The 24,849-nt window shown below is 68.8% G+C and carries 14 protein-coding genes; 10 read left to right on the forward strand and 4 right to left on the reverse strand.

All coding sequences use genetic code 11. From position 1 onward, the window contains the following. Positions 1-68 precede the first annotated feature (68 nt). Together KA419_09920 and KA419_09925 are read right to left on the reverse strand one after the other, a co-directional pair. Positions 69-1,277, reverse strand: a complete 1,209-nt coding sequence (locus tag KA419_09920; GenBank protein MBP7866255.1) for a glycosyltransferase family 2 protein — start codon at positions 1,275-1,277, stop codon at positions 69-71. Positions 1,278-1,315: 38 nt separating this feature from the next. Further along, complete coding sequence (locus KA419_09925; GenBank protein ID MBP7866256.1) at positions 1,316-2,206, reverse strand: hypothetical protein; 891 nt, start codon at positions 2,204-2,206, stop codon at positions 1,316-1,318. 245 nt (positions 2,207-2,451) lie between these two features. On the opposite strand from KA419_09925, the gene KA419_09930 reads away from it, so the two are divergent. The 5 genes from KA419_09930 to KA419_09950 all read left to right on the forward strand — a co-directional run bounded on the left by KA419_09930 (position 2,452) and on the right by KA419_09950 (position 10,106). After that, the gene (locus tag KA419_09930; GenBank protein ID MBP7866257.1) at positions 2,452-3,117 is read left to right on the forward strand and encodes a helix-turn-helix transcriptional regulator; all 666 of its coding nucleotides are present in this window, start codon (positions 2,452-2,454) and stop codon (positions 3,115-3,117) included. Positions 3,118-3,310: 193 nt separating this feature from the next. Next, positions 3,311-3,976, forward strand: a complete 666-nt coding sequence (locus KA419_09935) for a suppressor of fused domain protein (GenBank protein MBP7866258.1) — start codon at positions 3,311-3,313, stop codon at positions 3,974-3,976. A gap of 162 nt (positions 3,977-4,138) precedes the next feature. Next, positions 4,139-5,788: a Type 1 glutamine amidotransferase-like domain-containing protein gene (locus KA419_09940; protein ID MBP7866259.1), complete on the forward strand. Its 1,650-nt coding sequence runs from the start codon at positions 4,139-4,141 to the stop codon at positions 5,786-5,788. A 269-nt stretch (positions 5,789-6,057) separates the two neighbouring features. Further along, entirely contained in the window at positions 6,058-6,513 is a 456-nt protein-coding gene (locus tag KA419_09945) for a DUF4143 domain-containing protein (GenBank protein ID MBP7866260.1), read from the forward strand. Between the two features lie 65 nt (positions 6,514-6,578). Continuing rightward, positions 6,579-10,106, forward strand: coding sequence for a CHAT domain-containing protein (locus KA419_09950; protein ID MBP7866261.1), 3,528 nt, complete (start codon positions 6,579-6,581; stop codon positions 10,104-10,106). 354 nt (positions 10,107-10,460) lie between these two features. Here KA419_09950 and KA419_09955 read toward each other — a convergent pair whose 3' ends face one another. Next, positions 10,461-10,691 carry a hypothetical protein gene (locus tag KA419_09955; protein MBP7866262.1) on the reverse strand — a complete coding sequence of 77 codons (231 nt, stop codon included), beginning with the start codon at positions 10,689-10,691 and terminating at the stop codon, positions 10,461-10,463. Positions 10,692-10,934: 243 nt separating this feature from the next. On the opposite strand from KA419_09955, the gene KA419_09960 reads away from it, so the two are divergent. Beyond that, positions 10,935-12,089 (forward strand): glycerol dehydrogenase, encoded by a 1,155-nt coding sequence (locus tag KA419_09960; GenBank protein ID MBP7866263.1) that lies wholly within the window; start codon positions 10,935-10,937, stop codon positions 12,087-12,089. Positions 12,090-12,147: 58 nt separating this feature from the next. Here KA419_09960 and KA419_09965 read toward each other — a convergent pair whose 3' ends face one another. Continuing rightward, positions 12,148-17,502: an immunoglobulin domain-containing protein gene (locus tag KA419_09965; GenBank protein MBP7866264.1), complete on the reverse strand. Its 5,355-nt coding sequence runs from the start codon at positions 17,500-17,502 to the stop codon at positions 12,148-12,150. A gap of 296 nt (positions 17,503-17,798) precedes the next feature. On the opposite strand from KA419_09965, the gene KA419_09970 reads away from it, so the two are divergent. From KA419_09970 to KA419_09985, 4 genes are all read left to right on the forward strand, one after another. Continuing rightward, a complete protein-coding gene (locus KA419_09970; protein MBP7866265.1) occupies positions 17,799-18,155 on the forward strand; it encodes an STAS domain-containing protein in 357 nt (118 codons plus the stop codon). A 144-nt stretch (positions 18,156-18,299) separates the two neighbouring features. Then, positions 18,300-20,885 (forward strand): bifunctional acetaldehyde-CoA/alcohol dehydrogenase, encoded by a 2,586-nt coding sequence (adhE, locus tag KA419_09975; protein MBP7866266.1) that lies wholly within the window; start codon positions 18,300-18,302, stop codon positions 20,883-20,885. A 225-nt stretch (positions 20,886-21,110) separates the two neighbouring features. Next, entirely contained in the window at positions 21,111-23,810 is a 2,700-nt protein-coding gene (locus KA419_09980; protein ID MBP7866267.1) for a VCBS repeat-containing protein, read from the forward strand. Positions 23,811-24,552: 742 nt separating this feature from the next. Then, entirely contained in the window at positions 24,553-24,744 is a 192-nt protein-coding gene (locus tag KA419_09985) for a hypothetical protein (protein MBP7866268.1), read from the forward strand. The last annotated feature ends 105 nt before the right edge of the window (positions 24,745-24,849 follow it).

Raw genomic sequence — 24,849 nt, forward strand, 5'->3', positions numbered from 1 at the left:
TTGGACCGATGGGTCGGATCCGACCGATCGGTCCGATTTTTTTTCGACGGCGCGAAATCAGCGGGGGGTCAGCGACCGGTGGAGGTGGGGGTCTTCGCCGGGGTGGAAACGTGGCCGGCGAGGTGGAGGGGGGAGCGCCGTGGGGCCTTCGCGGGTTTGCGGAAGGCGTCGCGCATGGCCCGCAGGAGAAGGCGGACCCGCTCCATCTTGTCGGGGTCGTTGTAGAGGTAGATCCCGGCCAGGCGGCCCAGGTTGAGGGCGGGCAGGGCCGTCAGCGCCAGGAGCGGGAACCAGGCGGCATAGTTTTTGCGCAGGAAGAGGATCTCGTTCCGGACCCGGTAGTAGAACGGGATGTCGATGTTCTTGAGGTAGCGGCGGCTGGGGATCCCCAGGAAGCGGCTCGGCTGGACCGCCCCCGAGCGGGACCCCTTGCTGGCCCCGACCTTGTGGAACACCTGGGCGTCGGCGACCCCGATGAGGCGGTACCCGGCGCGGCGGACCCGGCGGCAGAAATCCACGTCCTCGAACTCGAGGAAGTAGGACTCGTTCCACCCCCCGACCTGGTCGAAGACCTCCTGCTTCATCATGATGGACGCGCCGTAGAGGTGCCCCTTGATCTCCCGGGGCGCACCCTTGGGCAGCGGCAGCCGGTGGCCGTGGTAAAGGTATTTGCCGCGGAAAAGGTAGCCGGGGAGATGGACCGGGCTGAACGGCCGCGTCCCCGCGTAGGTCTGGACCTCGTCCCGGCGGTCGAAGTGCATCACGAGGCACCCGGCGCAACCGGTTCGCTCGTCCCGGCCCATTTCGGCCACCAGGTGGGACATGGCCGACGGCGCCACCGTGATGTCGTTGTTGACGGCCCACAGAAGGGTGCCGGAACCCGGGCCGGCCCAGAAGTCCCGGGCCGCGTGGGCGCCGCGGTTGATCCCGAAGGCGTACCCGCCGTTCTTCTCCAGGGGGACCAGCAGGATGTGCGCGTCCCCCGGAGGGGTCGCCCCCGGTTCCTCCGCCGGCCGGCCCCCCGGTTGCGGCTTCCCCCTGAAGAGGGCGCAGGGGACCCCTTTCTGCCGGAAGTGCCGGCCGATGGAGTCCAGGGAGGCGTCCGTGGAGTGGTTGTCCACGACCACGATGCGGAAGTGGGGGTAGGTGGATTCCAGGACGGACTCCAGGCACTCCACGGTGTCCCGCCACCGGTTCCAGTTGACCACGATCACGACAACGGTGGGCCGCGGGGTCACCGGTGCGTCGCCGCTGTCGTTTCCGTGTCTGTTTCTCATGCCTGTTCTCCCGGCGGGCGTCCGGCCCGGGTGCGGGGTCAGGGGGCTTTGGGCGCCGGGGCCGCGGTCTTCGGGGAGGCCGGGGGGCGCCAGACGACGGGGAGGTCGCCCGGGGTCCCCATCTGGATGACGATCCCGGGCTTGCTGTCGGATGCCACGGATTTGAGCAGGTAAAACCGGCTTTCGGACGGCCGGTAGACCCCCGGGGTCCACCAGCCCTTGCCGGTCCAGTCGCCGGCGACGGGGATGTCACCCTTGCCGCCGAGCGGGACGCTCACCACGGCCTCCCCGGCCGAGTTGGCGTTCCGGAGGTGAAACATGCCGTCCTTCGCGCGGAAGACCCCGATGGTGGTGGTGCCGTCCCCGTCCCAGTCCCCGACGATCGGGACGTCCCCCGGCGCCCCGAAGGGTGCGGTGATGTCGGGGACGCCCCCGGCGTTGTGGTTTCGGAGGTAGAAGACCGCGTCCTTGGGCCGGTACACGCCGACCGTCCACTTCCCGTCGCCGTCCCAGTCGCCTACGACGGGGATGTCGCCCGGGGCGCCGAAGGGGACGGTGGCGAACGGTGTCCCCGGCACGAAGCCGTGCCAGAGGTAGAAGGTGGAGGTGGACGGCCGGTAGACCCCCATTCCCCAAGCGTCGGGCCCGTCCCAGCAGCCGGTCAGCGGGATGTCGCCCGGGCCGCCCGCGGGGGCGGTGACGTCGCACGGGGTTTTCGGCGGGGCGCTGAAAAGGTGGAACGTGTTGGCGCCAGGACGGTAGAGGCCGAGCCGGGTCCCGCCCGGGGCGGAGAGGGTCTCCTCCGGGGGCGCCGGGGTTTCGGCCGGGGCGGCCGCACCCGCCGGGTCGCCCTGCCCGCAGGCCGCCAGGAACGCCAGGAAGAAACCCATGAATATCCCGTTCAGCCAACTCTTTCGTTGTTCATTCATATGTTGTCTCCACAATGTCGATTTTGTATTGTAGGGCCATCCGGGCGGAGAGTCAACCGAAACCTCAGCCGACGGAACGCCCCGCCGGTTCCCGCGGCAACGCCACGCCCCGCGGCCGGCGGGGCGGCCCCCCCGTTCGAGGTGTCGGGGCCGGGACCCCTCGAACGCCTTGACTTGCGGCGGGCGTACGGATACAGTGAACCGGCCGGGAGACGGCGGATGCAGCCTGCACACGGGGGGACACCATGTCGGACGTGACGAAGACGCTGGACACCGCGGGGGCGATCCTGAAGGTCTACCACGCCCGGGGCCTCGAGGGGCTGGCGTCGGCGCTGGAAAGCTACGCCCGGGGCCTCGAGGCCGCCTGCGGCCCCAACCTGAAACTGATGGACACCCGGTTGATGACCGTGGTTTCCGGGATCCTCCTCCTGTTCTACGGCGACCAGCCGGAAGCGCTCGTCCGCCGGCAGATCCGTCTTTCGGAACCCTTCCTGCGGGAGCCCGACCCCGCCGCCAAGGCCGCGGCCTTCCTGTCCCAGGTGGTGGGCTTCGTGCGGCAGCTGGAACAGTCCGCCGTTTCTCTGGGCGAGAAGGTCCGGTTCTTCCTGCGCTGCGTTCCCAGCGAGGACCTCCCGCTCCTGGGGGTGGACCGCCTCGCGGATCGCTTCGGGCTGCCCCGGGCCGAGTTCAACCGGAAATACCGGGAGGAGACGGGGAGCTTTCCCCAGGACGCCATCCTCGAGGAACGACTGAAACGTGCCCGGACCATGCTCCGGGGGTCCCGGGGCCGGGTGTCCGTACGGGAGGCGGCGGCCCGCCTGGGGTTCGACGACCCGGCCCAGTTTTCCCGCCTGTTCCGGGAAAAGTTCGGCCACGTGCCGTCCGAGCGGAGCCCCGGCTTGCTGGAGTGAGGGGTAAACCACTAATAACACTAATTTACACTGATGATCCGCGCTGTTGATGGTTGGTGAATTGAACACGGGAAAGGGGAGACCGGCGGACAGGACGCCGGCTTGGAGCAATGTTGGTGGGACCGGTGATGGGGCTGTTTCAAGAGATCCCTTCACCGGCGGTTGGGAGGAATAGCGGAAAGGGGAGGTTGCAGTGACAGAACAGGAACTCCATGACCACATCTGCGCCGGGAGCGAAAACGAGCGTTTAACCGTCCAGCCTCCGTATTCCGGATGTGCCTTCCCGGTTCATCCGGACACTCCCGTCGATTATGAGAAGGTTCGCTCACAGGCGTATTGGGGCATTCTGGGTAACTCCGATGTGACCTTCCATCCGACCCTGGGTGCCCCGCACGTGGACGTCCACCGGTTCCCGCCGACGCCGGGACGCCCCTTCTGGTGCTACGTCACGAGCGGGATGTCGGATTTTCCTCAGGTACTTCCAGACGGGAGTACTTTTCGGAGTGAACTCATGTGTGCCTCGAGCCGTGAGGGAAAGTTGCCCGGCGATCTCCTGCATGTCCTGGGCACCATGCCCTTCCAGGACGATACCTTTCTGCACTATTTTCACACCGTACCGTTCCCTGAAGGTATCGGGGACCCGAGATTCACGTATGCGATGACGGTGCCACCGTTTCTGTGCAGCGAACTGGCCAAGCTGGACTTCCTCGGCAATCCCCTCGTGATGATGATGGTCATCCGCATTACCGCCGAAGAGCAGAAACGGGCCGTCCGAACGTCCTCGGAACAGGTCGTCGAGAACCTCCCGGACGTTCTGGACACCTGGCTCATCGATGGGCGTGGCGGGGGGGATAGATAGCAGTCCCGGGTATCGTAGCCGGGAAGGGCGCCACCGACCCGGGCATTCGAGCCTTTCATCGCCCCCGATCTCCGGGCACGGCAGGGTTAACGCGCCGGGCGGCCGGCGGCAACAGAGATAAAACGGGTTCACACGTCGCCTCACATTGGAGGGAAAAGGGAGATGGCAAGTTTCCAGAGATCAGCCATCCGGACGGGGCATCGTTCCGGCGGCTTCGGCGCACGCCTGGCCAGGGGCCCCCGGGTTCTGCCGCTCCTGCTTCTCTTCGTTGCCTGGATCCCGGGCGCTTCCGCCGGCCGGGGCTACCTCTGCGTCGAGGGGGGCGGCGCGCCCGGGACCGCCCCCTGGTGCGCGTCGGTGTTCGGGTGGATGGTGCAGCGGGCCGGGGGCGGCCCGGCGCTCGTGGTTTCCACCTCCGACCCGGGGACGAAAGCGCGGGACGCCTTCCTCCTCTACGGGGCCTCCTCGGCCGCCACCCTCGTGGTGACCGCGGCCAACGCCGAGGCGGACGCCGTCCACGACGCGGTGGCGGCGGCGAGGATCGTCTGGTTCACCGGCGGGGACCAGGCCGGGTACGTCCAGGCCTGGAAGGGGACCCGCTTCGCCCGGACGGTCCGGGAGGTCTGGGAGGGGGGCGGCGTGGTGGGCGGCTCCAGCGCCGGCGCCCACATCCTCAGCGACGTAGTCTTCGACGCGTTCAACGGCTCGGCCTACGGGCGGGACACCCTCCGGGACCCCTACACGCCGTTGGTCAGCTTCACCACCGACTTCTTCGCCTTCACGGAAAACGTCCTCTTCGACACTCACTTCACCGAGCGGGCGCGGATCGGCCGCCTGCCGGTCTTCCTGGCCCGCCTGGCGGAGACGGGCCGGGACGTCCTGGGGGTCGGCCTCGACGACTGCACGGCCCTGTGCATCGACCCGGACCGGATCGCCGAAGTCCGCGGCGAGGGGGCCGTGACCCTCATCCAGTCAACGGGCGCCACCCGGCGGCTCCTCGAGCCGGGCAAGCCGCCGGTCTTCACCCACCTCCTCCTCACGCAGCTGACGGAAGGCTACCGCTACGACCTGGCGGGGCGGCACCTGGCCGGGCGGCCTCCCGCCGCGGTCCCCGCGCCGGGGTATGCGCCCGCCCCCGTCTTCCTGGACGGCACGGTGAACGGCGAGGTGGAGACGGACGCCCGAAAGGGCGCCGTCTGGTTCGACGACACCGGCGACGACCTGGCCCTCTTTCACGGGGCCCTCCGGGAGATGCCCGGCACGGGGCAATTGGGCGGCGCGGTCCTGGGGACCCGGGTCTGGGAGTCCGGCGCCTGGGACGAGAACCGCGCCGGGGGCGTGGAATACGGGCTCGCCCTCCACCCCGGTTACGTCGGCTTCCTCCTGGACTACGGGGTCCGGGTCACCTCGTCCGGGCCCGCGCGGCTGACCATCAACCCGGCCACCGAGCAGGAGTCCGCCCTGCTGGTCCTGGACTCTGCCGGGATGGGCTCGATCGCCTTTTCCACCTACGTCTCGTCGTCGGCCAGCGTCGGCCCCCGGCAGTCGGTGGCCCTGGAGAGCGCGACGCTCCACCTGCTGCGCAGCGGCTGGTCCTACGACGCCGTCGCCCGCCGCCCCGCGGCCCCGCCGCTCCCCGGCGACCTGGACGGCGACGAGCGCGTCACGGCCCTGGACGCGGTCCTGCTCCACCGCTTCCTGGCGGGCACCCTCGCGGAGATCGCCCTCTGCGCCGCCAACGCCGACGCCGACGGCAACGGCCGCGTGGATGCCGCCGACGCCCTGAAGGTCCTCCTCCTCGCCGTGCCGTGACCCGGCCGATCGCCGGGATGCGAATCCATGGATGGCCGGGGACGTTCCAGATGAGCATCGCTCCTGGGTTGAATTACTCTTGATCCGCAACGTTGTTGCCGATTATGATGACAATCGGCAGGAGGAAACGTCGTGGAGAACTGGTACCCCCGTCAGCTCGATCTGGGGAGGAGGTTCACTTCGCCGCGATCGCCAGCGACTGCGGGGTACCCGCGCGAACGGTTGAAAGTTACCTCTCGATCCTGGAAGACACCCTGGTCGGCTTCCCGGTGCTTCCCTTTCGGAGGACGTCCAAGCGCAAGGCGATCACGCGCAACAAATTCTGGCTCTTCGACGTGGGCGTGGTCAACAGCCTCACGCGGCGGGGGCGGATCGAGACCGGTTCCGAACTTTTCGGCCGGGCTTTCGAGCACTTCATCGCGCTCGAACTGAGGGCATGGCTGTCCTACACCCGTCAGGACATGCCGTTGCAGTACTGGCGCTCCACGTCAAAATTCGAAGTGGACTTCGTCGTCGGCGAGCGGTTCGCGGTCGAGGTCAAGGGGGCGGACCAGGTCGGGGACCGGCATCTGAAGGGGCTGAGGGCCTTCCGGGAAGAGGGGCTCGTCCCGGTCCTCGGGGTCGTCAGCCTGGACCCTGAGTATCGCCGGACCGCTGACGGGCTTCATATCTGGCCTTGGGAAATCTTCCTGTCCCGGCTTTGGGAGGGGGCGTTGGACCGCTGAAAAGCCGGGAGACAGCGGTGGGCGATGACGGGCCGATCCGTGTCCGCTTCAAAGGGGAGGATTTCATGCGCAGAGGGACCGGGCACAGGGCATCGAGGGCGCCGGTGAACGGGGGGGCACCCTCTCGGGGCGATGTCGTCGGCCCGGTGCTGTACCGCCTCGGCCGGCTGGCCGGGTTCCTCCTGATTGTTCTCCAGCCGGGCGCCCGGGCCTGGGGCGCCGACAGCCCGTTCCCCGGCCGGGGCCTCCGGGTGGAGGCGGTGGAGAACGACTCGGCGGGTGAGAGGGCTGGGCTCGTGCCCGGCGATGTCCTGACCGGGTGGGAGCGTGCGCCCGCGAGACCGGGGGAGGGCCCGGAACGCGGGGACCTGTGTTCCCCTTTTGACTGGGTGTCCCTGACCCTGGAACAGGCGCCCCGGGGCCCGGTCCGGCTGCTGGGCTTCCGGGGCGGCCTTCCGCTGGCCGTCGACCTGCCGCCCGGCCGGCAGGGTGTGCGGGCGGCGCCGCTGGTCCCCGACCCGGCCGACCCGCTCCACCGGGCCTGGCGCTCCCTGGGGGAGGCCCGCCGGCGCATGGCGGCCCGGGAGTGGCCCGAGGCCATCGTCGCCTGCGGCGAGGCGGTGGAGCAGGCGAGGGAGGCGCAATCGCCGGCGGCCGAGGCGGCGGCCTGGGACGAGACCGCCCGGGCGCAGGAGGGGGCCAATGACCTGGCGGGGGCCGCGGAGGCGTTGAACCGGACCCTGTCCCTGCGGGGGCCGGCCGGGGTTTGCACCCTCCCGGTCGCCCTGACCCTTCACCGGATCGGGACGCTGGCGGAACGACGCGGTGACCCGACCTCCGCCCAACCCCCGCTGGGCCTGGCCCTGGCGATCTGGGAGCGCTGCGCCCCCCGGAGCCTGGAGATGGCCGACACCTTCAACAGCCTGGGGCACGTTCACCTCGACCGGGGGGAGCTGGAAGACGCCGCGTCTTGCTACCGCCGGGCCCTGGCGCTCCGGGAGGAGCTGGCTCCCGGCAGCGCGGACGTGGCGGCCAGTTTCAACAACCTGGGGCTCGTGGCCGCCCGAAGGGGCGACTGGGACGAAGCGGAGACGTGCTACGGCCGGGCGCTGGAAACCTGGTCGAAACCCGACCCCGACAACCTGAACGTGGCCCTGAGCCTTCACAACCTTGGAAACGTCGCGGACCGGCGCGGGGATTTCGACCGGGCGGAAGAGCGCTATCGGGAAGCCCTGGCGATCCGGCTGAAGCTGGCGCCGGGGAGCCCCGTCACGGCTGCATCCTGGAGCGCGCTGGCCAACCAGCTCCGGGGGCGCTCGGCCTTCGCCGAGGCGGAACAGGCTTACCTGGAAGCCCTGCGTATCCAGGAGCGCATCCTTCCCGGAAGCCTGAACCTGGCCAACACCTGGTTCAACCTGGGCATGCTCTACGCCGGCCAGCTCAACCCCGACCAGGCGGAGATCTACTTCCGGAAAGCCCTGACGGTGACGGATCGCAAGGCCCCGGAGGGGCGCCTGGCGGGCATGACCCTCGTACGGCTGGCGGACGTTCTCCGGGAAAAGGGCCGTTTCGTCGAAGCCGACGCGCTCCTGCGCAGGGCGGGCGCGATCCTGGAAAAGCATCCCGAGGAAGAGTTCCTGAAGCTTTCATGGCTCTCCAAGCGGGCGAAGCTGGACCGGGACCAGGGGGACCTCCGGTCGGCGAAGGAGGTGGCGCTGCAGCTCCTGGAGGCCGCCGAGGCGCTCAGCCCCGGCGGGGACGACACCATCGCCGCCCAGCTGAGCCTGGGCGACACGGCCCTGGCCCTCGGGGAGCCGGACCGGGCGGAGGAGTGGTACCGCAAAGCCGCGGGCCTCCTCGCGGTCAAGATGCCGGGCACCCGGGACGAGGCCTACGCTTTTCACGGCCTGGGTGAGTCGGCACTGGCCGCCGGCCGGGTGGGGCCCGCCATCGAGCGTCTTTCCCAGGCCGTCGAGCTTTACGAGCGGGCGGCGGCCGGCCTGAGTTCCCTGGCCGAGGCGCGGAATGCCTTCCGGGCCTGGGCCCGGTCCGCCTACCTCTCGCTGGTGAAGGCCCTGGTGGACGCCGGGCGGCCGGAAGCGGCCTTCGACGTGCTGGAGCGCTCCCGGGCGCAGGGAATGCTGGCGATGATGGCCGAGCGGGAGCTGAAATTTTCCTCGGATATCGCATCGGACCTTGAGCAGGAACGGGGTCGCCTGGACCGGGAGTATGACCGGGTGCAGCGCCGGGTCTGGGGCCTGGACCCTCAACAGGACAAACCCGCACGCGAAGCGGCCCTCGCTCGGCTGCGAGAGCTGCGGGAAGCCCAGGACCGGCTGGCCCGGCGGATCCGGCTGAGCTCCCCCCGCCTGGACGCGCTCCGAAAACCCCGCCCCCTGAAGTCGGCCGAGGTGTGCCGATCCCTGGATCCCGGAACGCTCCTCCTCTCCTACGCCGCGGGCAAAACCGGCGGCTACCTTTTCGCCCTGTCGCGGGAAGGGGGGGTGAAGCTTTACCCGGTACCCCTCGAGGTGAACGCCCTGCGGATGGAAGTGGAGAGCTTCCGGGAACTGGTGGAGGCTTCCGGGGCCGGCGGGGCGGGTCCGGAATTGGTCCGGCGGGGGCGGAGGCTGTACGACCGGCTGGTGCGGCCGGCGCAGGCGCTCGTCCGGGAAGCGCGGCGCCTGGTCATCCTCCCCGACGGGCCGCTGCACTTGCTGCCCTTCGCCGCCCTGGTGTGCGACGACGGCGCCCCGGGCGGCCGGGCCCGGTACCTCTGCGAGTGGAAAGCGCTCCACACGGCCCTGTCGGCCACGGTTTACCAGGAGCTTCGGGCCCGCCGGAAGAGCGGGGGGGCGGGCACCCGTCGGCGGCTCTCGGCCTTCGGCGACCCCGTCTACGCCCGCCCGGCGGCAGCCCCCCTCACCCGGACGCCCCCCATGCCGGACCTCCCCCCGGTCAGCGACGGCAGCGCTCCCGAAACCCGGCTTCTGCGGATCGGCGGGACCGAGATCACCCCGCTCCCCGCCACGCGGGTCGAGGTGGAGGGGATCGTCCGGGCGTGGGGCCCGTTCGCCGCGGCCTTCATGGGGGAGGAGGCCACCGAGGAGCGGGCGGTGGAGCGTTCAGGGGACTCGGACCTTCTCCACTTCGCCTGCCACGGGCTCCTGGACGAGCGGCTCCCCCTGGACGCGGGCCTGATGCTCACCGTGCCGCCCGGGGACGCGCCGGGGCGGGAAAACGGCTTCCTCCAGGCCTGGGAGGTTTTCGACCGGGTGCGCTGCGACGCAGACCTGGTGGTGCTCTCGGCCTGCGCCACGGCCCTGGGGAAGGCGTCGGGGGGCGAGGGCCTGGTGGGCCTCACCCGGGCCTTCGAGTACGCCGGCGCCCGGTCGGTGCTCTCGACCCTGTGGCGCATCGACGACCGCTCCACGGCGATCTGGATGGAGCGCTTCTACACCCACCTCAAGGCCGGACTCACCAAGGACGAGGCGGTCCATCGCACCCAGGTGGAATTCATCCGCGGCGTCGCACCGGGGTGCGCCGCCCCCTTCTTCTGGGCCGCCTTCCAGCTGGACGGGGACTGGAAGTAGCTCGGACGGCTTTCCCGATGATGAAGCGGCGGGAAAGGACAAAAGGACCCAAAGGACCTAAAGGACCCAAAGGACGGCGGGAACGTTGATGCTTCGCCCCGCGCGATAAAGTTCCCCGCCCTGTGCATCAAGGCGCCCTGCCCTGTGCGGTTCGGGGCGTTTTTCGTGGTTTCGTCCTGTTGGTTCCCCGCGTGTCCTTTGGGTCCTTTTGGTCCTTTTGGTCCTTTTGTCCCTTCCAACGTTTTTCGGGCCGTTCGAAGCCCCTTGCACCCCGCCGGGCGGCGCGGGGAAACACCCTCACGCAGGCTCCGTCAGGAGTGCCCCCGGGGGAACACCTGCCGGCGTGAGGGGAGGTCAGGGGAAGAACGGGGGCGAGTCGCAGAGGGCGGAGAAGACCGCGAGGGGCCGCCAGACCCGGGCGCTCCACGACGCCTCGTTGTGGGGGGCGTCCGCGTCCCAGAAGTAGAAGAGGTCCGGGTCGAGGCGGTACCCGGCGCCGACGAGAACGTCGCGAAGCTGGACGTTCTCGCAGTAGTTGTCGTAGGAGAGGTAGCGCCCCCACGGGTCCGCGGTCCAGGAGGTCATTTGCCCGCTTTGCGGGGGAAAATCCCGGATTTTCCGGTGCCGGGTACGACGTGACGACCACCACGAAATACACGAAATACACGAACCGGAGCGGAAAGCCGGCTCGTGAAAATCCGGGCTCCCCCGCGTTGACGAGGGGGGGAGGGGGTGATACGATGCCGGCGGTGGTCTGTTGCCGGCGATTCCGACCGAATCAGGACCGACAGACCCTCACAATGGACAATCCCGGGGGAGGAGGACACCATGGCCCAGACCTGCGATGACTATGACCCGAACCGACGCTTCGCCGACACGACGGGCGGTCGGTCGGTCCCGCTGCTCTTCATGGCGCCGTCCCTCTACGTCCAGTCGCCCGGCGCCGTCGGGCGCCTGGGGGAGTTCCTGGCGGACCTCGCCGGGACCGGTACGCGGGTCGGGGTGGTGATCACGCCGGGACGGCGGAAAGCGCTGATGGAAACGGTTTCCGGCAGCCTGCGCGCGGCCGGCCTGAAGCACACGGACGTCACGTTCGCGGGGGAATCCTCCCTCCGGGAGGTGGAACGGGTCACGGGGGTCTTCCAGGCGGCGTCCATCGACCTCGTCGTCGGCATCGGGGGCGGGAAGTGCCTCGACACGGCCCGGATGGCCGCGAACCGCCTGGGGGTGCGGGTGGTGACCGTGCCCACCACGGCCTCCACGGACGCACCCACCGCGGCGGTGTCGGTGATCTACCACGACGACGGCGTCTTCGACCGGGTGGAGTTCAGCCGCACCAACCCCCTTCTGGTGGTGGCGGACGAGACGGTCCTGGCGGACGCGCCGCCCCGGTACCTGGCGGCCGGGATGGGGGACGCCTTCTCGACCTGGTTCGAGGCCCGCTGCTGCATGGACAACCCGGCGGCGCGGACGGGGCGGGGCGCCCGCCCCACCCAGGGGGCGCTGGCCATCGCCGCGCAGTGCCGAGAGCAGCTCCTGGCCCACGGGCCGGCGGCGCTGGCCGAACTTCGGGCCGGGGCCCCCGGCGCGGCGTTCAGCCGGATCGTCGAGGCCAACATCCTCCTCAGCGGGCTGGGCTTCGAGAGCGGCGGCCTGGCGGGGGCCCACGCGGTGGCCCAGGGGTTGACGGCGTGCCCCGGGCTGCACCGGGACTTCCTGCACGGGGAGTTGGTGGCGGTGGGGGTGACGGCGCACCTGCTGCTGGAGGAGCGTCCCGGGGAGGCCGCCGCCGCACGGGACTTCCTGCGCTCCGTCGGCCTGCCCGTGCACCTCGGCGACCTCGGTTTCGACCCCGGGGCACGGGCCGGCGAATTCGACGTCGTCGTGGAAGCGATCCTCCGCGTGCCGTTCATCCTGGCCGAGCCCATGGCGGTCTCCGCGGGGATGATGCGGTCGGCGCTGCTCCGGGCGTTGTCCTTCTGACCCGGGCTCGCCGCGGCCTGCCCGCCCCGCCGGGCGGGGCAGGTCGCGCGGGCCGGACTCAGTACAGGGGTACGCCGGGGTAGGTGACCAGGCACTCCCCGTCGGGCGTCGCGATGAAGGCGTGGGCCGTGAAGAGGTTGTTCCCCTCCACCAGCAGCCAGGCAATGACCCCGTCCGTGAAGATCACGGCGGAGACGTCCAGGTCCGCCTTCGCATTCCGGGTCAGCGTCACGGGGTGCGTCCCCAGCAGCAGGCCCCCGGCGCTGAAGGCTTTCACCGTCAGGTCCATGGGCGAGTCGCTCTTGTTGACCAGCCGCAGGCGGGTCGACCCCGGGACCACCGCCGGGAACACCTGGCGGGGGTAGGCCTGTTCGATGGCCAGCAGACCGTCGAAGCGGAACGGCGCGTTGCGGGAGAGGGTCAGCTCGAAGCCGGCGATGGCCGAGAAGGAGCCCAGCAGGAAGTAATCCAGCGCCTCGTAGGCGGGGGGCGGGAAGAGTTCGCGCACTTCCCGCGTCATCTGTTCCCGCGGGTTCAGGGTGATGATCTCGCTTCCCAGTTTCACCCCGGCCGCGTCGTAGGCGTCCGCCATCACGATCCCCGGGCCCGCGTCCAGGTTGGTGAACGTCACCGACTTGTACCAGGTGTCGCTCTCCGCCGCCTCGGGGTAGAAGAGCCCGAAGAAGAAGTTCTCCGGTTTCCGCTCGTCCAGCCGCACCAGCGGCAGGCCCGCCACGCCCTCGCCGTGACGCTGCGGGTTCCCGAACAGTTCGAAGCCCAGCAGCGGCTGGTTCGACTCCACGCCCAGGCTCTTGATGGACAGGACGTCCAGCTCCGGCGGGAAGATCTCGGTGACCTGCCGGGCGTGCTTCGACCGCGGCCCGAGGGGCAGGGCCGTCCCCGCCAGCAGGGCGCCGTCCTCGGCGTAGGCGCTCAGCAGGACCTCCGCCGGGACGTCCGCCGTGTTCACGAAGGTGATCCCGGTGAACCACCCCAGGATCGACGACACGTGGGGGAAGACCGCCTTTCGCGTCGGCCATTCCAGCAGCGGGAGGCTCGTCCGGGACCCGCCGTCCCGGGCCCCGAACTGCATGAGGCCCTTCAACTCGTTCCGGGACTCCACCCGCAGCCAGAGGTCGCCCATGGGCGTCCCCGGCGGCAGCAGGTCATCCAGGTCGGCCTCGTACTGCGTCTGCGGCGGCACGTCCAGGAAGACCTCCTCCAGCAGTTCCCCGTCGGCCGCGTACGCACGGACTTCCACCTCGCTCGTGGCCGGGCCCGCCTTCGGGTTCAGGCCGCCCGCGTTCACGAAGCTCAGCCGCGTCCACCACTCCGCGGTGGACACCGCGTGGGGCAGGTAGTAGACGTTCCACACGATCACCGTGGCTGTCGCGCTGTCGGCGTCGCCGCACGCGTTCGACACGCGGACCCAGTACCGGGTGTCCGCGTAGACCTGCGGGGTGTGAAACACGGTGGAGTTTGCCCCTTCCACGGGGTGGGACACGTCCCCGGACTCCCCCTCGTACCACTGGACGGCCAGCGGTCCGGAGCCCGTGCAGACCACCTCCAGCGTTGCGCTGTGGCCGGTGTTGACCTGCTGGGTCGGGGGGGTGACCGACAGGATCTCCGGGGCCTCGATCACCGTCACCTTGACGATCCTCCGGTCCGTCCCCAGGGGGTTGGTGGCCGTTCCCCTGAATACGCGGGTGGCCGTCAGGGGAGGGGTGACGAAGGTCCGCTGGGCGGCGCCCGGGATCGGGGTGAAGCTGACGCCGTCCGGGCTGTCGTCCCACTGGTAGGTCAGGGGTTCGCTTCCGGTCACCGTCATGGTCAGGGTTGCGGGGGCGCCGGAGCACACCGTCATGGGGAAGTCCAGGTGGGTGATGACGGGGCCCGCCCCCACCGAGATCACGGCCGTGTCGCTGTCCGCCGATCCGCAGTCGCCGGTCGCCCGGACCCAGTAGGCGGTGGTCTCGGACAGCGCCGGCGTGGTGAAGGAAGGCGAGTTCGCCCCCACCGGCGTGCCGGTGTCGCCGCTGACGCCCTGGTACCACTGGTAGGAGAGGGCCCCGCCGCCCGTGGCCGCCACCGTCAGCGTGGCCGATTCCCCGGGGTTGATGGCGACGGACTGGGGCTGCTGGGTGATCTGGGTGTTCGGCGAGATGGCTACCGCGTGCCCCGCGGACGTCCCCTGGCACAGGTAGGCGTCGGTCACCGTCACGGCGTAGGTCGTGGCGACGGTGGGGGAGACGGTGATGGAGGGGGTCGTTTCACCCCCGGGCGACCACAGGTAGGCGTAGTATCCCGACCCGGCGTCCAGCGTCGCGCTGCCCCCGGCGCAGACGGCGGTCGGCCCGGTGATGGCGGGCGTCGGCAGCGGGTTCACCGTTACCGCGTGCCCCGGGGACGTCCCGGTGCAGCCGTTGGCGTCGGTCACCGTCACGGTGTAGGTGGTGGCGACGGCGGGGGAGACGGTGACGGAGGGGGTCGTCTCACCCCCGGGCGACCAGGTGTAGGTGCTGTATCCCGCCCCGGCGTCCAGGGTCACGCTGCTGCCGGAGCAGACAACGTACGGGCCGGTGATGGCGGGCGTCGGCAGCGGGTTCACCGTCACCGCGTGCCCCGGGGACGTCCCGGTGCAGCCGTTGGCGTCGGTCACCGTCACGGTGTAGGTGGTGGCGACGGCGGGGGAGACGGTGACGGAGGGGGTCGTTTCACCCCCGGGCGACCAGGTGTAGGTGCTGTACCCCGCCCCGGCGTCCAGCGTCACGCCGCCGCCGGCGCAGACGGCGGTCGGCCCGGTGATGGCGGGCGTCGGCAGCGGGTTCACCGTCACGGTGTGCCCCGCTGACGTCCCCGAGCACGGATGAGAGTCCACCACCATCACCGTGTAAGTCGTCGTGACGGACGGTGAGACGGTGATGGTTTGCGACGTCTGTCCCCCGGGCGACCAGAGATAGACATAGTAACCCGCCCCGGCGTCCAGGGTCACGCTGTCGCCTGCGCAGACAGAGGTCGGCCCGGAGATGACCGGTGTGGGCAGGGGGTTCACCGTCACCAGCGCCGGGGTACTGGTCTCACTCCCGCACGGGTTGGTCACCGTCACGGTGTAGGAGGCGGAGGGGTCCGACGGGGACGTGGTGTACGAGGGCGAGTCGGCGCCCACGGGGGTCCCGTCCCGGTACCACTGGTAGGTCGGTGCGGGGTCGCCGGCGGCGACGACGGTCAGGGTCGTCGTCTGGCCCGCGCAGACGGAGGTCGATGACGGCGACGTCGTGACGGCCGCCGGGGTGCAGGCGAGGACCTCGACGGTCCCGGAATCGTTGCAGTACATGGGGCCGGCGCTGACCAGGAGCGACCAGTTGTAGGTCCCGGGGGCGGCGTAGGTGTGGGAGACCGTTTCCCCGAACCCGGTCTCGCCGTCGCCGAAAGTCCACATGTAGGTGGGCGGATCGTCGCAGTTTTCCGTCAGGGCGGTCCCGGTGAACGTGACCGGGAGGGGGGCGTAACCGGAAGCCGGGGCGGCCGTGCCGTCGCAGGAGAGGATGACGCAGGGCGGGGGGTAGCAGCAGGTCGCGCTGGTGAAGAACAGTTCGAGGCTCCAGCCGCCCGCGATGAGCCCGCCCGAGACGATGCCCGTGTCATCGTAGATGAAGAGGTTCCAGGTGCCGTTGGGGTCCGTCCCCTTGAAGGCCGAAAGCGAGTCGGAGTACGGCCCGGTCGGAGCCGGCGCCGGAAGGAACACGGGCCCGAGGGAGGTCGGCTTGTAGGTCCCCGAAGCGAGGGGTGACGGGACAGTCGAGGCGGCGTCGTCGTCGAAGGTGAGGTTCACGCCGGAAGTGTCGACGCAACCGCCCGCGGCCGAGACCAGCATGACCGCCTGGCCGGAGGGGCCGACCAGGAGGGCGTACACCTGCTCCGGGCACTGGTGGGACAGCCCCGTGAGCGTGGCGGTGACCTTGGCGAGCGTGGAGGGGTACCCGGACACGGTGATGGGGGAAGGGTAGGGGATGCCCGGGATTCCCGTGGAGGGAAGGAGAAACGCTTCGAGGCCCGAAAGAACCCCGGCCTTGGGAGAGACGACGGGGATCGAGATGGACCCGGTGTTGGCGAAGGGGCCATAGGCGGAGGTCACGACGGCGCCCAGGGTGAGCGTGTAGTGCACCGTGCCGAGATCGGTGGCGCCGTCCTGCAGTTGCAGCGTGAGGGTGATGGTGGACCCGCAGGGGGAGGTCGGGTCCGCCGTGAAGGTGAAACTGCGGGTCACGGCCGGGTCGCCGGGGTTGAGCACCCCGTAGGCCTGGGCCGGCCCCGGGTTGGTCACGCCGTTTCCCGCCTGGAGGGTGGCCACCAGGTCGGAGGTGGCCGTCCCGCCCGTGTTCTGGAGACTGAGCCCGACCGTCACGTCCTCTTCCGGGTCGACGGCCCCGTTGGGAGGGGAACAGCCCTCGGCCTCCAGGGCGGACCCGGCGACGACGACGAGGGGAGGTTCCGGAACGCCGCAGCAGGAGAATTTCTGGATGTACAGCTGCACGCAGTAGACGGTTCCCGTGTCCCCGCCGAAACCGTCGACCACCTTCAGGGTCCAGGTCCCGTTGATGTCCTTCCCCTCGAAGGCGGACAGCGGCTGATCCGGCTGGAAACTCCCGTCGAAGGGGGCGCTTCCGCTCGCGATGGGCGTGAAGGACGCGTCGGTGAACACCGTGAAAGAGCCCGAGCAGTCCGCGGCGCCGCTCCCGAAGTTGTCGCCGCTGCCCCCGTTCTGGTCGCTCAGGACCACCGTGGTGCCGTCGGGCGCGGTGAGGGAGAGGGTCAGGTCGCCGTCAAACGAGTGGTTGATCCGGACCCTGGCCTCGATATAGGCCACCTTGCCGATCCCGCCCACCGGGATGGGGACCGTCGCCCCGGCGGGGTCGTTGTCCGGGATCGCCACGGAGACCCCGCCGCTGTCGTACGTGTGGTCGGGCCCGCCCGTGCCGGTCCGAAAAGTGGCGGACACGGTCCCCAGGTCGGTGGCGCCGTCCTGGAGTTGCAGGGTCAGGGTGAAGGTGCCCCCGCAGGCCACGGCCGGGTCCACGGTGAAGGCGAAGCTGCCCGGGTTGCCCGTTCCGCCGGGCGGCAGGGCGCCGAAGACACAGGGGGCGCCGGGGTTGGTCACCCCGCCCGTGGGCAGAAGGGTGGCCACCAGGTTCGTGGTGGCCTCGTCCCCGGTGTTGGCGAGGAAAACGAGGTAGGTGAGGGTCTCGCCGGGGTCCGGCTGCTCGTTGACGGGGGAACAGCTCTCCTCCACCGGGAACGCGCTGTCGAGGACCACCACCGCGGCGCCCGGCGCCCAGGCACAGGCGGCCACCAGGGTCGCCATCAGGAACAGAACCGACCTTCCGCGGGAATACCGCCCGGACCTGCGCTCCATATCATCCTCCTAAGGTTGTCACGATGAAAAATACCTGACGATAGAGGGAAGTGTAGAAGAACAACCACCGGGAGGCAAGCGAAAAAGGGTGAGGCGGAGACAATCGTTGCGGACCGGGGCCGGGGGGGTGCCGCCGGTCCCTCCGGGGCGATCCCGGACCGGCTGCTCCTCAACCCCGCCTGGCATGCGGTCGGAGCGGATCCCTTTCAGAGAATTTGTATTGAAAACGCGCCGCTCATCCTGTATCTTGACGCCGGTTCGAAATCCCCAGCGGAAACACCATCGGAGGTGACAGGATGAAGATCGATGTCCTACCCCACCCTGCGGATTCCCGGATCACGCTGCTGACGTTGGCGGGGCGCCTGGATTCGCTGACCGAGCCCGAGGCCGCCCCCCGCGTGCTCGGGGCCGTAAAGACGTGCGACACCGGGATCATCTTCGATCTCGCCGGGCTCGAGTTCGTCAGCAGCGCGGGGCTGCGGCTGCTGCTCCAGGCCTGCCGGAACTGCACGGCGGGCGGGAAGCGGATGGCCATGGTCCGGGCGCAACCGGCGGTGTACAAGATTTTCAAGCTCGCCTCCTTCGACGAGGCTTTCAACCTGCACGAGGACGGCGTTTCCGCCCTCGAGGCCGTCTGGAATCAAGCCGAGTGAACCGCTGCTTACCCCGCGATCCGGAATGACAACCACGAACCACACGAACCACGCGAACGGGTCGCCCGGACGCGACCATGACGTCTTTCCCGAAAGGACAACGTATTTCGGGAAAAGGTAAAAGCCGCTCGACGGAGGAAAACCATGGAAGACCCCCAAAAAGACATCACGGGATTCGCCAACGAACTGGTGCGTCAGGCCCGGGAGGCGGCGGCCGTGTTCTCCCAGTACAGCCAGGAGGACGTGGACCGCATCGTTTACGCCGCGGCGAAGGCCGGGGCGGCGAAGCGCCTCGAACTCGCCCGCATGGCCCACGAGGAGACGGGGATGGGCGTCTTCGAGGACAAGGTCATCAAGAACCTCTTTGCGACGGAGAGCATTTACAACGACATCCGCGACGTGAAGACCGTCGGGCTGATCCGGGACGACCCCGAGACGGGCATCATGGAGTTCGCCGAGCCCCTGGGCGTCGTCCTGGGGATCATCCCGGTCACGAACCCCACGTCCACCACCCTGTTCAAGGCGCTGCTCTCCCTCAAGACCCGCAACGCCATGATCGTCTGCGGCTCTCGCAACGCCCTCAACTGCACCAACGAGGCGGCGCGGATCGTCTACGAGGCGGCGGTGGCCGCGGGGGCGCCCGACGACTGCATCCGGTGGACCGACCACACGTCCCGGGAGTTGACCCACGCCCTCATGACGCACCCGGACATCGCCCTGATCCTGGCCACGGGCGGGACGGGGCTGGTCCAGGCGGCCTACTCGTCCGGCATCCCCGCCATCGGCGTGGGCCCGGGGAACGTGCCGGTGTACATCGAGAAGTCCGCCGACCTCGACATGGCCGTGAACGACGTGCTGATGAGCAAGACGTTCGACAACGGCATGATCTGCGCCTCCGAGCAGGCGGTGGTGGTGGACGCCGAGATCGAGAAGGCGGTGGTGAAGAAGTTCGAGGCCATGGGGGCCTACTTCCTGAAACCCGACGAGGTCGCCAGGGTCCAGGCCGTCGCCATCGACGCGGAGAAGCAGAGCATGTCCCCCAAGGTGGTGGGACAGCCGCCGAAGCGCATCGCCGAACTCGCCGGCGTCACCGTCCCGGAGCACACCCGGGTCCTCGTCGCGCGGCTCAAGGGCGTGGGCGACAAGCACCCCCTCTCCCGGGAGAAGCTCAGCCCCATCCTGGGGTTTTATGTCGTCAAGAGCCTGGACGAGGGGGTCAACCTCTGCACGGACCTCACCCACTTCGGCGGGCTGGGGCACTCGGCCTCGCTGTATTCCACCGACCCCGCCGTGATCCGGCAGTTCGGCGAGACCATCAACGCCGGCCGGCTCCTGGTGAACAGCCCCTCGAGCTTCGGCGGGATCGGGGACGTCTACAACCGCATCCACCCCTCCCTCACCCTGGGCTGCGGGGCCGGCGGCCACAACATCACCACCGACAACGTCACGTGTTCCCACCTGCTCAACATCAAGCGGGTAACCAGGAGGATGCAGAACATGCTGTGGTTCCGAGTCCCGCCGCGGATCTACTTCGAGCCGGGCAGCCTGGACACCTTCTTCCGTCACGAGATCAAGGACATGCACGCCCGCCGCGCCTTCATCGTCTGCTCCGGTTCCTCGGTGCGCCAGGGCGTCACCGACAAGCTGGAGAAGTACCTGCGCGACGCCGGGGTGCTCGCCTCGGTCTACTCCGACATCACGCCCGACCCCACGGTGGAGACCATCGAGAAGGGCGTGGCGGCCATGCGCAAGTTCGAGCCCGACCTCGTCGTCGCCGTCGGCGGCGGCTCCCCGCTGGACGCGGCCAAGGCCATGTGGCTCTTCTACGAGCAGCCCGGCATGAGCTTCGAGGACCTTCGGCTCCGGTTCATGGACATCCGCAAGCGCATCGTCCGTTTCCCGGAGCTGGGCAAGAAGGCCCGTTTCATCGCCATCCCCACCACCAGCGGCACGGGCTCCGAGGTGACGGCGTTCACCGTGGTGACCGACACGACCAACCAGGCGAAGTACGCCCTGGCGGACTACGCCCTCACGCCCGACGTGGCCATCATCGACCCCAACCTCACCCTCACCGTGCCGCCCGACGTCACGGCCGACACGGGGCTCGACGTCCTGGCCCACGCCCTGGAGTCCTACGTCTCGGTGGTGGCCTCCGACTATACCGACCCGCTGGCCCTCAAGGCCGTGCAGCTCGTCTTCGCCCACCTGCCGGCGGCCTACCGGAACGGGAAGGACCTCCGGGCCCGCGGGAAGATGCACAACGCCTCCACCATCGCCGGCCTGGCCTTCACCAACGCCTTCCTCGGCATCAACCACTGCCTGGCCCACATCCTGGGGGCGACCTTCCACATCCCCCACGGGCGGGCCAACGCCCTGGTCATGATCCCGGTGATTCGCTACAACGCCGCCCTGCCCAGCAAGTTCGTCCCCTTCCCGAACTACCCCAGCCACACCGCGAGGGAGCGCTACGCCGAGATCGCGGCGGCCATCGGCCGGCCCGGGGCCACGCCGGACAAGGGGGTCGAGAACCTGGTGGAGGCCATCGCCGCCCTGAAGGCGGAACTGAACATGCCGGCCACGATCCGCGAGGCGGGGGTGAAGGAGGACGCGTTCCGGGCCAAGGTCCGTGACATGGCCGTCATCGCCTTCGACGACCAGTGCGTGGGCGGCAACCCGAACTACCCCCTGGTGGCCGACCTGGAGAAGCTGCTCTGGGAGGCGTACGGATAGTACGCGCCGCCTGCCGTGCGCGCCGCCTGCCGGGCGGCGCACGAGTGACCGGTCGAGCGCGAGTCGCGCCTTCCGGCAGAAGGCGCCGACCTTGCGTGCCGCCAGCCAGGCGGGGAAGGATAATCACCGAAAGATAGGATGGACGGAAATTCGAAAACGTAGTAATATTACTTTTCTGACAGAAAAAGCTTGGATGAACGATAACAATTCTACCAGGAGGCATGTATGGGTAAGTTTCCTTCGAGAGCATCGGGTTCGATCAGCGGGCGGGCGGCGATGCTGCTCGTCCTCGGGCTGCTGCTCGGCGCCGCATCGGTGCCGGCCCAGCTGAGCGGCACCTACACGGTGGGCGCCGGGGGCGACTACGCCACCCTGACCGCCGCCGTGGCCGCCTACAACGCCGCGCCAATCACCGGGCCGGTGCTGTTCACCCTGCTGGACACGAGCTACCCCGGTGAGACCATCCCCATCGCCATCAACGCCAACGCCGGGGCGAGTTCCACCAACGCCCTGACCATCCGGCCGGCCGCCGGGGTGGCCGTGGTGATCGAGGGCAGCCCCGCCGCCAACGGCCTGATCTACCTCAACGGCGCCGACTGGGTGGTCATCGACGGCCTGAACGCCGGGTCCTCCCTGATCCTGCGCAGCACCAGCGCGTCCAACGGCGCCATCTACCTCGGCTCGGACGCCACCCACAACGAGATCCGCAACTGCACCATCGAAGGGGGCGCCATCAACGGCGTCATCCGCTTCGACACCCCCACCGCCACCGGCAACGACGACAACACCTTCTATAGCAACGTCATCCGCGACCGCACCGACGCCGCCGGCGTGCCGCAGTACCTGGTCTACAGCACCGCCAGCGTCGGGAGCCCTTATTCCAACAGCAACAACCTCTTCCTCAACAACACCTTCCGGAACTTCACCGCCAACGCCATCAACGCCGGCAACTTCGCCTACACCGACAGCTGGCAGATCACCGGCAACGACTTCTTCCAGGATGCCGCCCGGACCGGCGCCCTGTCGGTGATCTACTTCAACGCGCTGGGGGCCAACAACATCAGCGACAACACCATCCACGACATGCAGACGAGCAGCACCGGGTCCACCTACGGCATCCAGTTCAACGCCTCCACCACGGCCGCCGGCGCGCAGGTGATCTCGAACAACACCATCTACAACATGACGCTGACCGGCACCGGCGGCTCGCTGTACGGCATCCGGATCGACGGCCCCGGCAACGTGAGCACCACCGTCTCCGGCAACCGGATCTACGGCTTCGGCCCCACCAACTCCTCCTTCACGGGGACGTTGTACGGCATTCACAACTACGGGATCTCCGCGTCGACGAAACCGCTCAACATCGTCAACAACATGATCACCCTCGCCCCCACCACCAACTGCAACTGCACCCTCCGCGGCATTGACCTGTACGGTTACACGGGCAACGTCGAAAACCTCTACTACAACTCGGTCTACCTCGGCGGGACGGCCACGGGGTCCACCGCCACCTATGCCATCGTCCAGCGGATGGGCTCCACGGCCACCGCGACCAACAACATCGCCTTCAACGGCCGCACGGGCAGCACCGGGACGCACTACGCCCTGGCCAAGTACTCCACGGGCACCTTCACCTCCGACTACAACGCCTGTGCCGGGACCGGCGGCACCACCGCGGCCAACTTCTTCTACAGCGGCAGCGCGGGGGTGAACTTCGCCACCTGGCAGGGCGGGGTGCGGGACCTCCACTCCCGGGCGGAAACCGCCGCCAACGTGACGACCCAGCACGCGATGGACTTCCTCGACAAGAGCAACGCCGTCGGCAACCTGCACGTCGACCCCGGCGCCTGCCTCTTCGTCGACAACACGGGCACGCCGATCGTGGGGTACACGACGGACTACGACCTGGACACCCGCGACGTGTCGCACCCGGACATCGGGGCCGACGAGTTCTTCGCACTGCCCCGGGCCCCGTTCGACCTGAACGCCGACTACACCACCGACATCCTCCTGCGCCACGACAGCTCCCAGGAACTTACCAGCTGGCTGATGTCCGGTACCGGCGCCGCCCAGGGGCCCTACCTGGACCTCGTGACGGGGACGGACTGGCAGCTGACCGGCGTGGCGGACTTCGACGACAACGGGTACGCGGACATCCTGTGGCGGCAGGCCTCCACCGGCGTGACGTCCGTCTGGAAGATGAACGCGGCCGGTCACTACGCCGACATCTCCCACGGGGTCATCCCGACGGGCTGGCAGATCGCGGCCGTGGCCGACTTCGACGCGGACCGCAAGGCCGACCTGCTGCTGCGCAACACGACCACCCATGACTGCGTGATCTGGTACTGCGCCGACGGGGGCGTGGTGAAGTTCGAGAAGTACCTCCTCACCGTCGATGCCGACTGGGTCGTGCTGGGCACCGGCGACCTGAACCTGGACGGCCGGGACGACATCTTCTGGCGAAAGACCTCGAACGGCGACCTCTCGGTCTGGTTCGTGAACGAGAACGGCTACATCGGGAACATGTCGCCGGGCAACCTGGCGTCCACGGTGAAGGTGGTGGGGATCGGCGACGCGGACCTTGACTACAAGGCGGACCTGTTCCTGCGCGACACCACCACCGGGGACCTGACCCTCTGGTTCTGCGACGAGACCCACGTCAAGGGGACCGCCGCCTTCGGCGTCAACGGTGACACCAACTGGAAGCCCGCCGGAATCGGGGATTACAACCTCGACTTCCAGAGCGATCTCCTGTGGTACAACACCTCTACCGGCGACCTGGTGGTTTGGTATGGCGACGATACGGGGTATCTTGGCGGTTTCTACGTCGGCAACGTGGCCGTGGCCTGGAAACCCCAGAACGACCTCAACTTCGGCGGCCGCTCGCTCCTGAGCCTGCTCGGGGTGACCCCGATCTGGCAGTAGCCCCTCCCGGGCCCCTTCCCAGGCCCCGGACCGGTCCCCCCCGGTCCGGGGCCTGTCTTTTTCTTCGGCGGGATGCACTTGCAGGGTGCGGTTGCTCCCCCCGCCACCCCGGGGATAAGACGTCGCATCGCCGGGGCAAACCCGCCCCGAAGGCGGTGGGGGCAAACCGTTCTGCCCGATTGGTGATGTTCTCAAGAAAAGTCGAAGGCGCGTACGCGCCGCCTGCCGGGCGGCGCACGAGAGATCGTCCGGAAACGCGCCTTCCGGCAGAAGGCGCGTACGTCGCCAACCGGGTGTCGTTGAGCTCGCCTCGCAACGGCCTGCCGAGGTAGATCCGGTTTTCGACAGAATATTCTTTCCGGCGAAAACGGAATTTCCTTGAAAACGAATGACAAAACAGTTATTATGTACCCGAGGTTCATCAACAGGTTCGGTGCGGAGCAGGGTCATGCCCTTCGTCTACCGGAGGCAGAACATCGTCCGAAGGCGAGGCCGCTTCAGCATTCCTCTCCCGGCTGGTGAAAATTGACGGCATCACAAAGGGGACCATCGGTTTCCGGCGGTTGGTGAAAAAAAGGATTGATGAACCCTTTGCCAGTCGTTTTCCGACTTCTCCCGACCACATCGAGATCGATGCCTCGGAAAATGCTGATTCGACCCGGATGCGACAACCATGCCGGAACGCGTTCAGCCCGGAGAGAGAACACGGGGAATACCGAATATTTTTCATGGAGAGGTGGTTATGAACGAGAAGTGGATGCGGGTTCCAGCGTTGATCACGAACCGGGCCGGGCTGCTGTTCCTGGCCGGGCTGCTGCTCGGCGCCGCATCGGTGCCGGCCCAGCTGAGCGGCACCTACACGGTGGGCGCCGGGGGCGACTACGCCACCCTGACCGCCGCCGTGGCGGCCTACATGTTGATTCCCGCCCTGTAATCCCGAAAGTGTCCAGGGGTATTTTACCAGAGATCGGCAAGGGAAGGATCACTGGCGTTTGAGTGATCATGGGGGTCGTGCCTCATCGAGTCCGGTCGTTGATCG

This window comes from Acidobacteriota bacterium (assembly GCA_018001935.1).
Lineage (GTDB): Bacteria > Acidobacteriota > JAAYUB01 > JAAYUB01 > JAAYUB01 > JAGNHB01.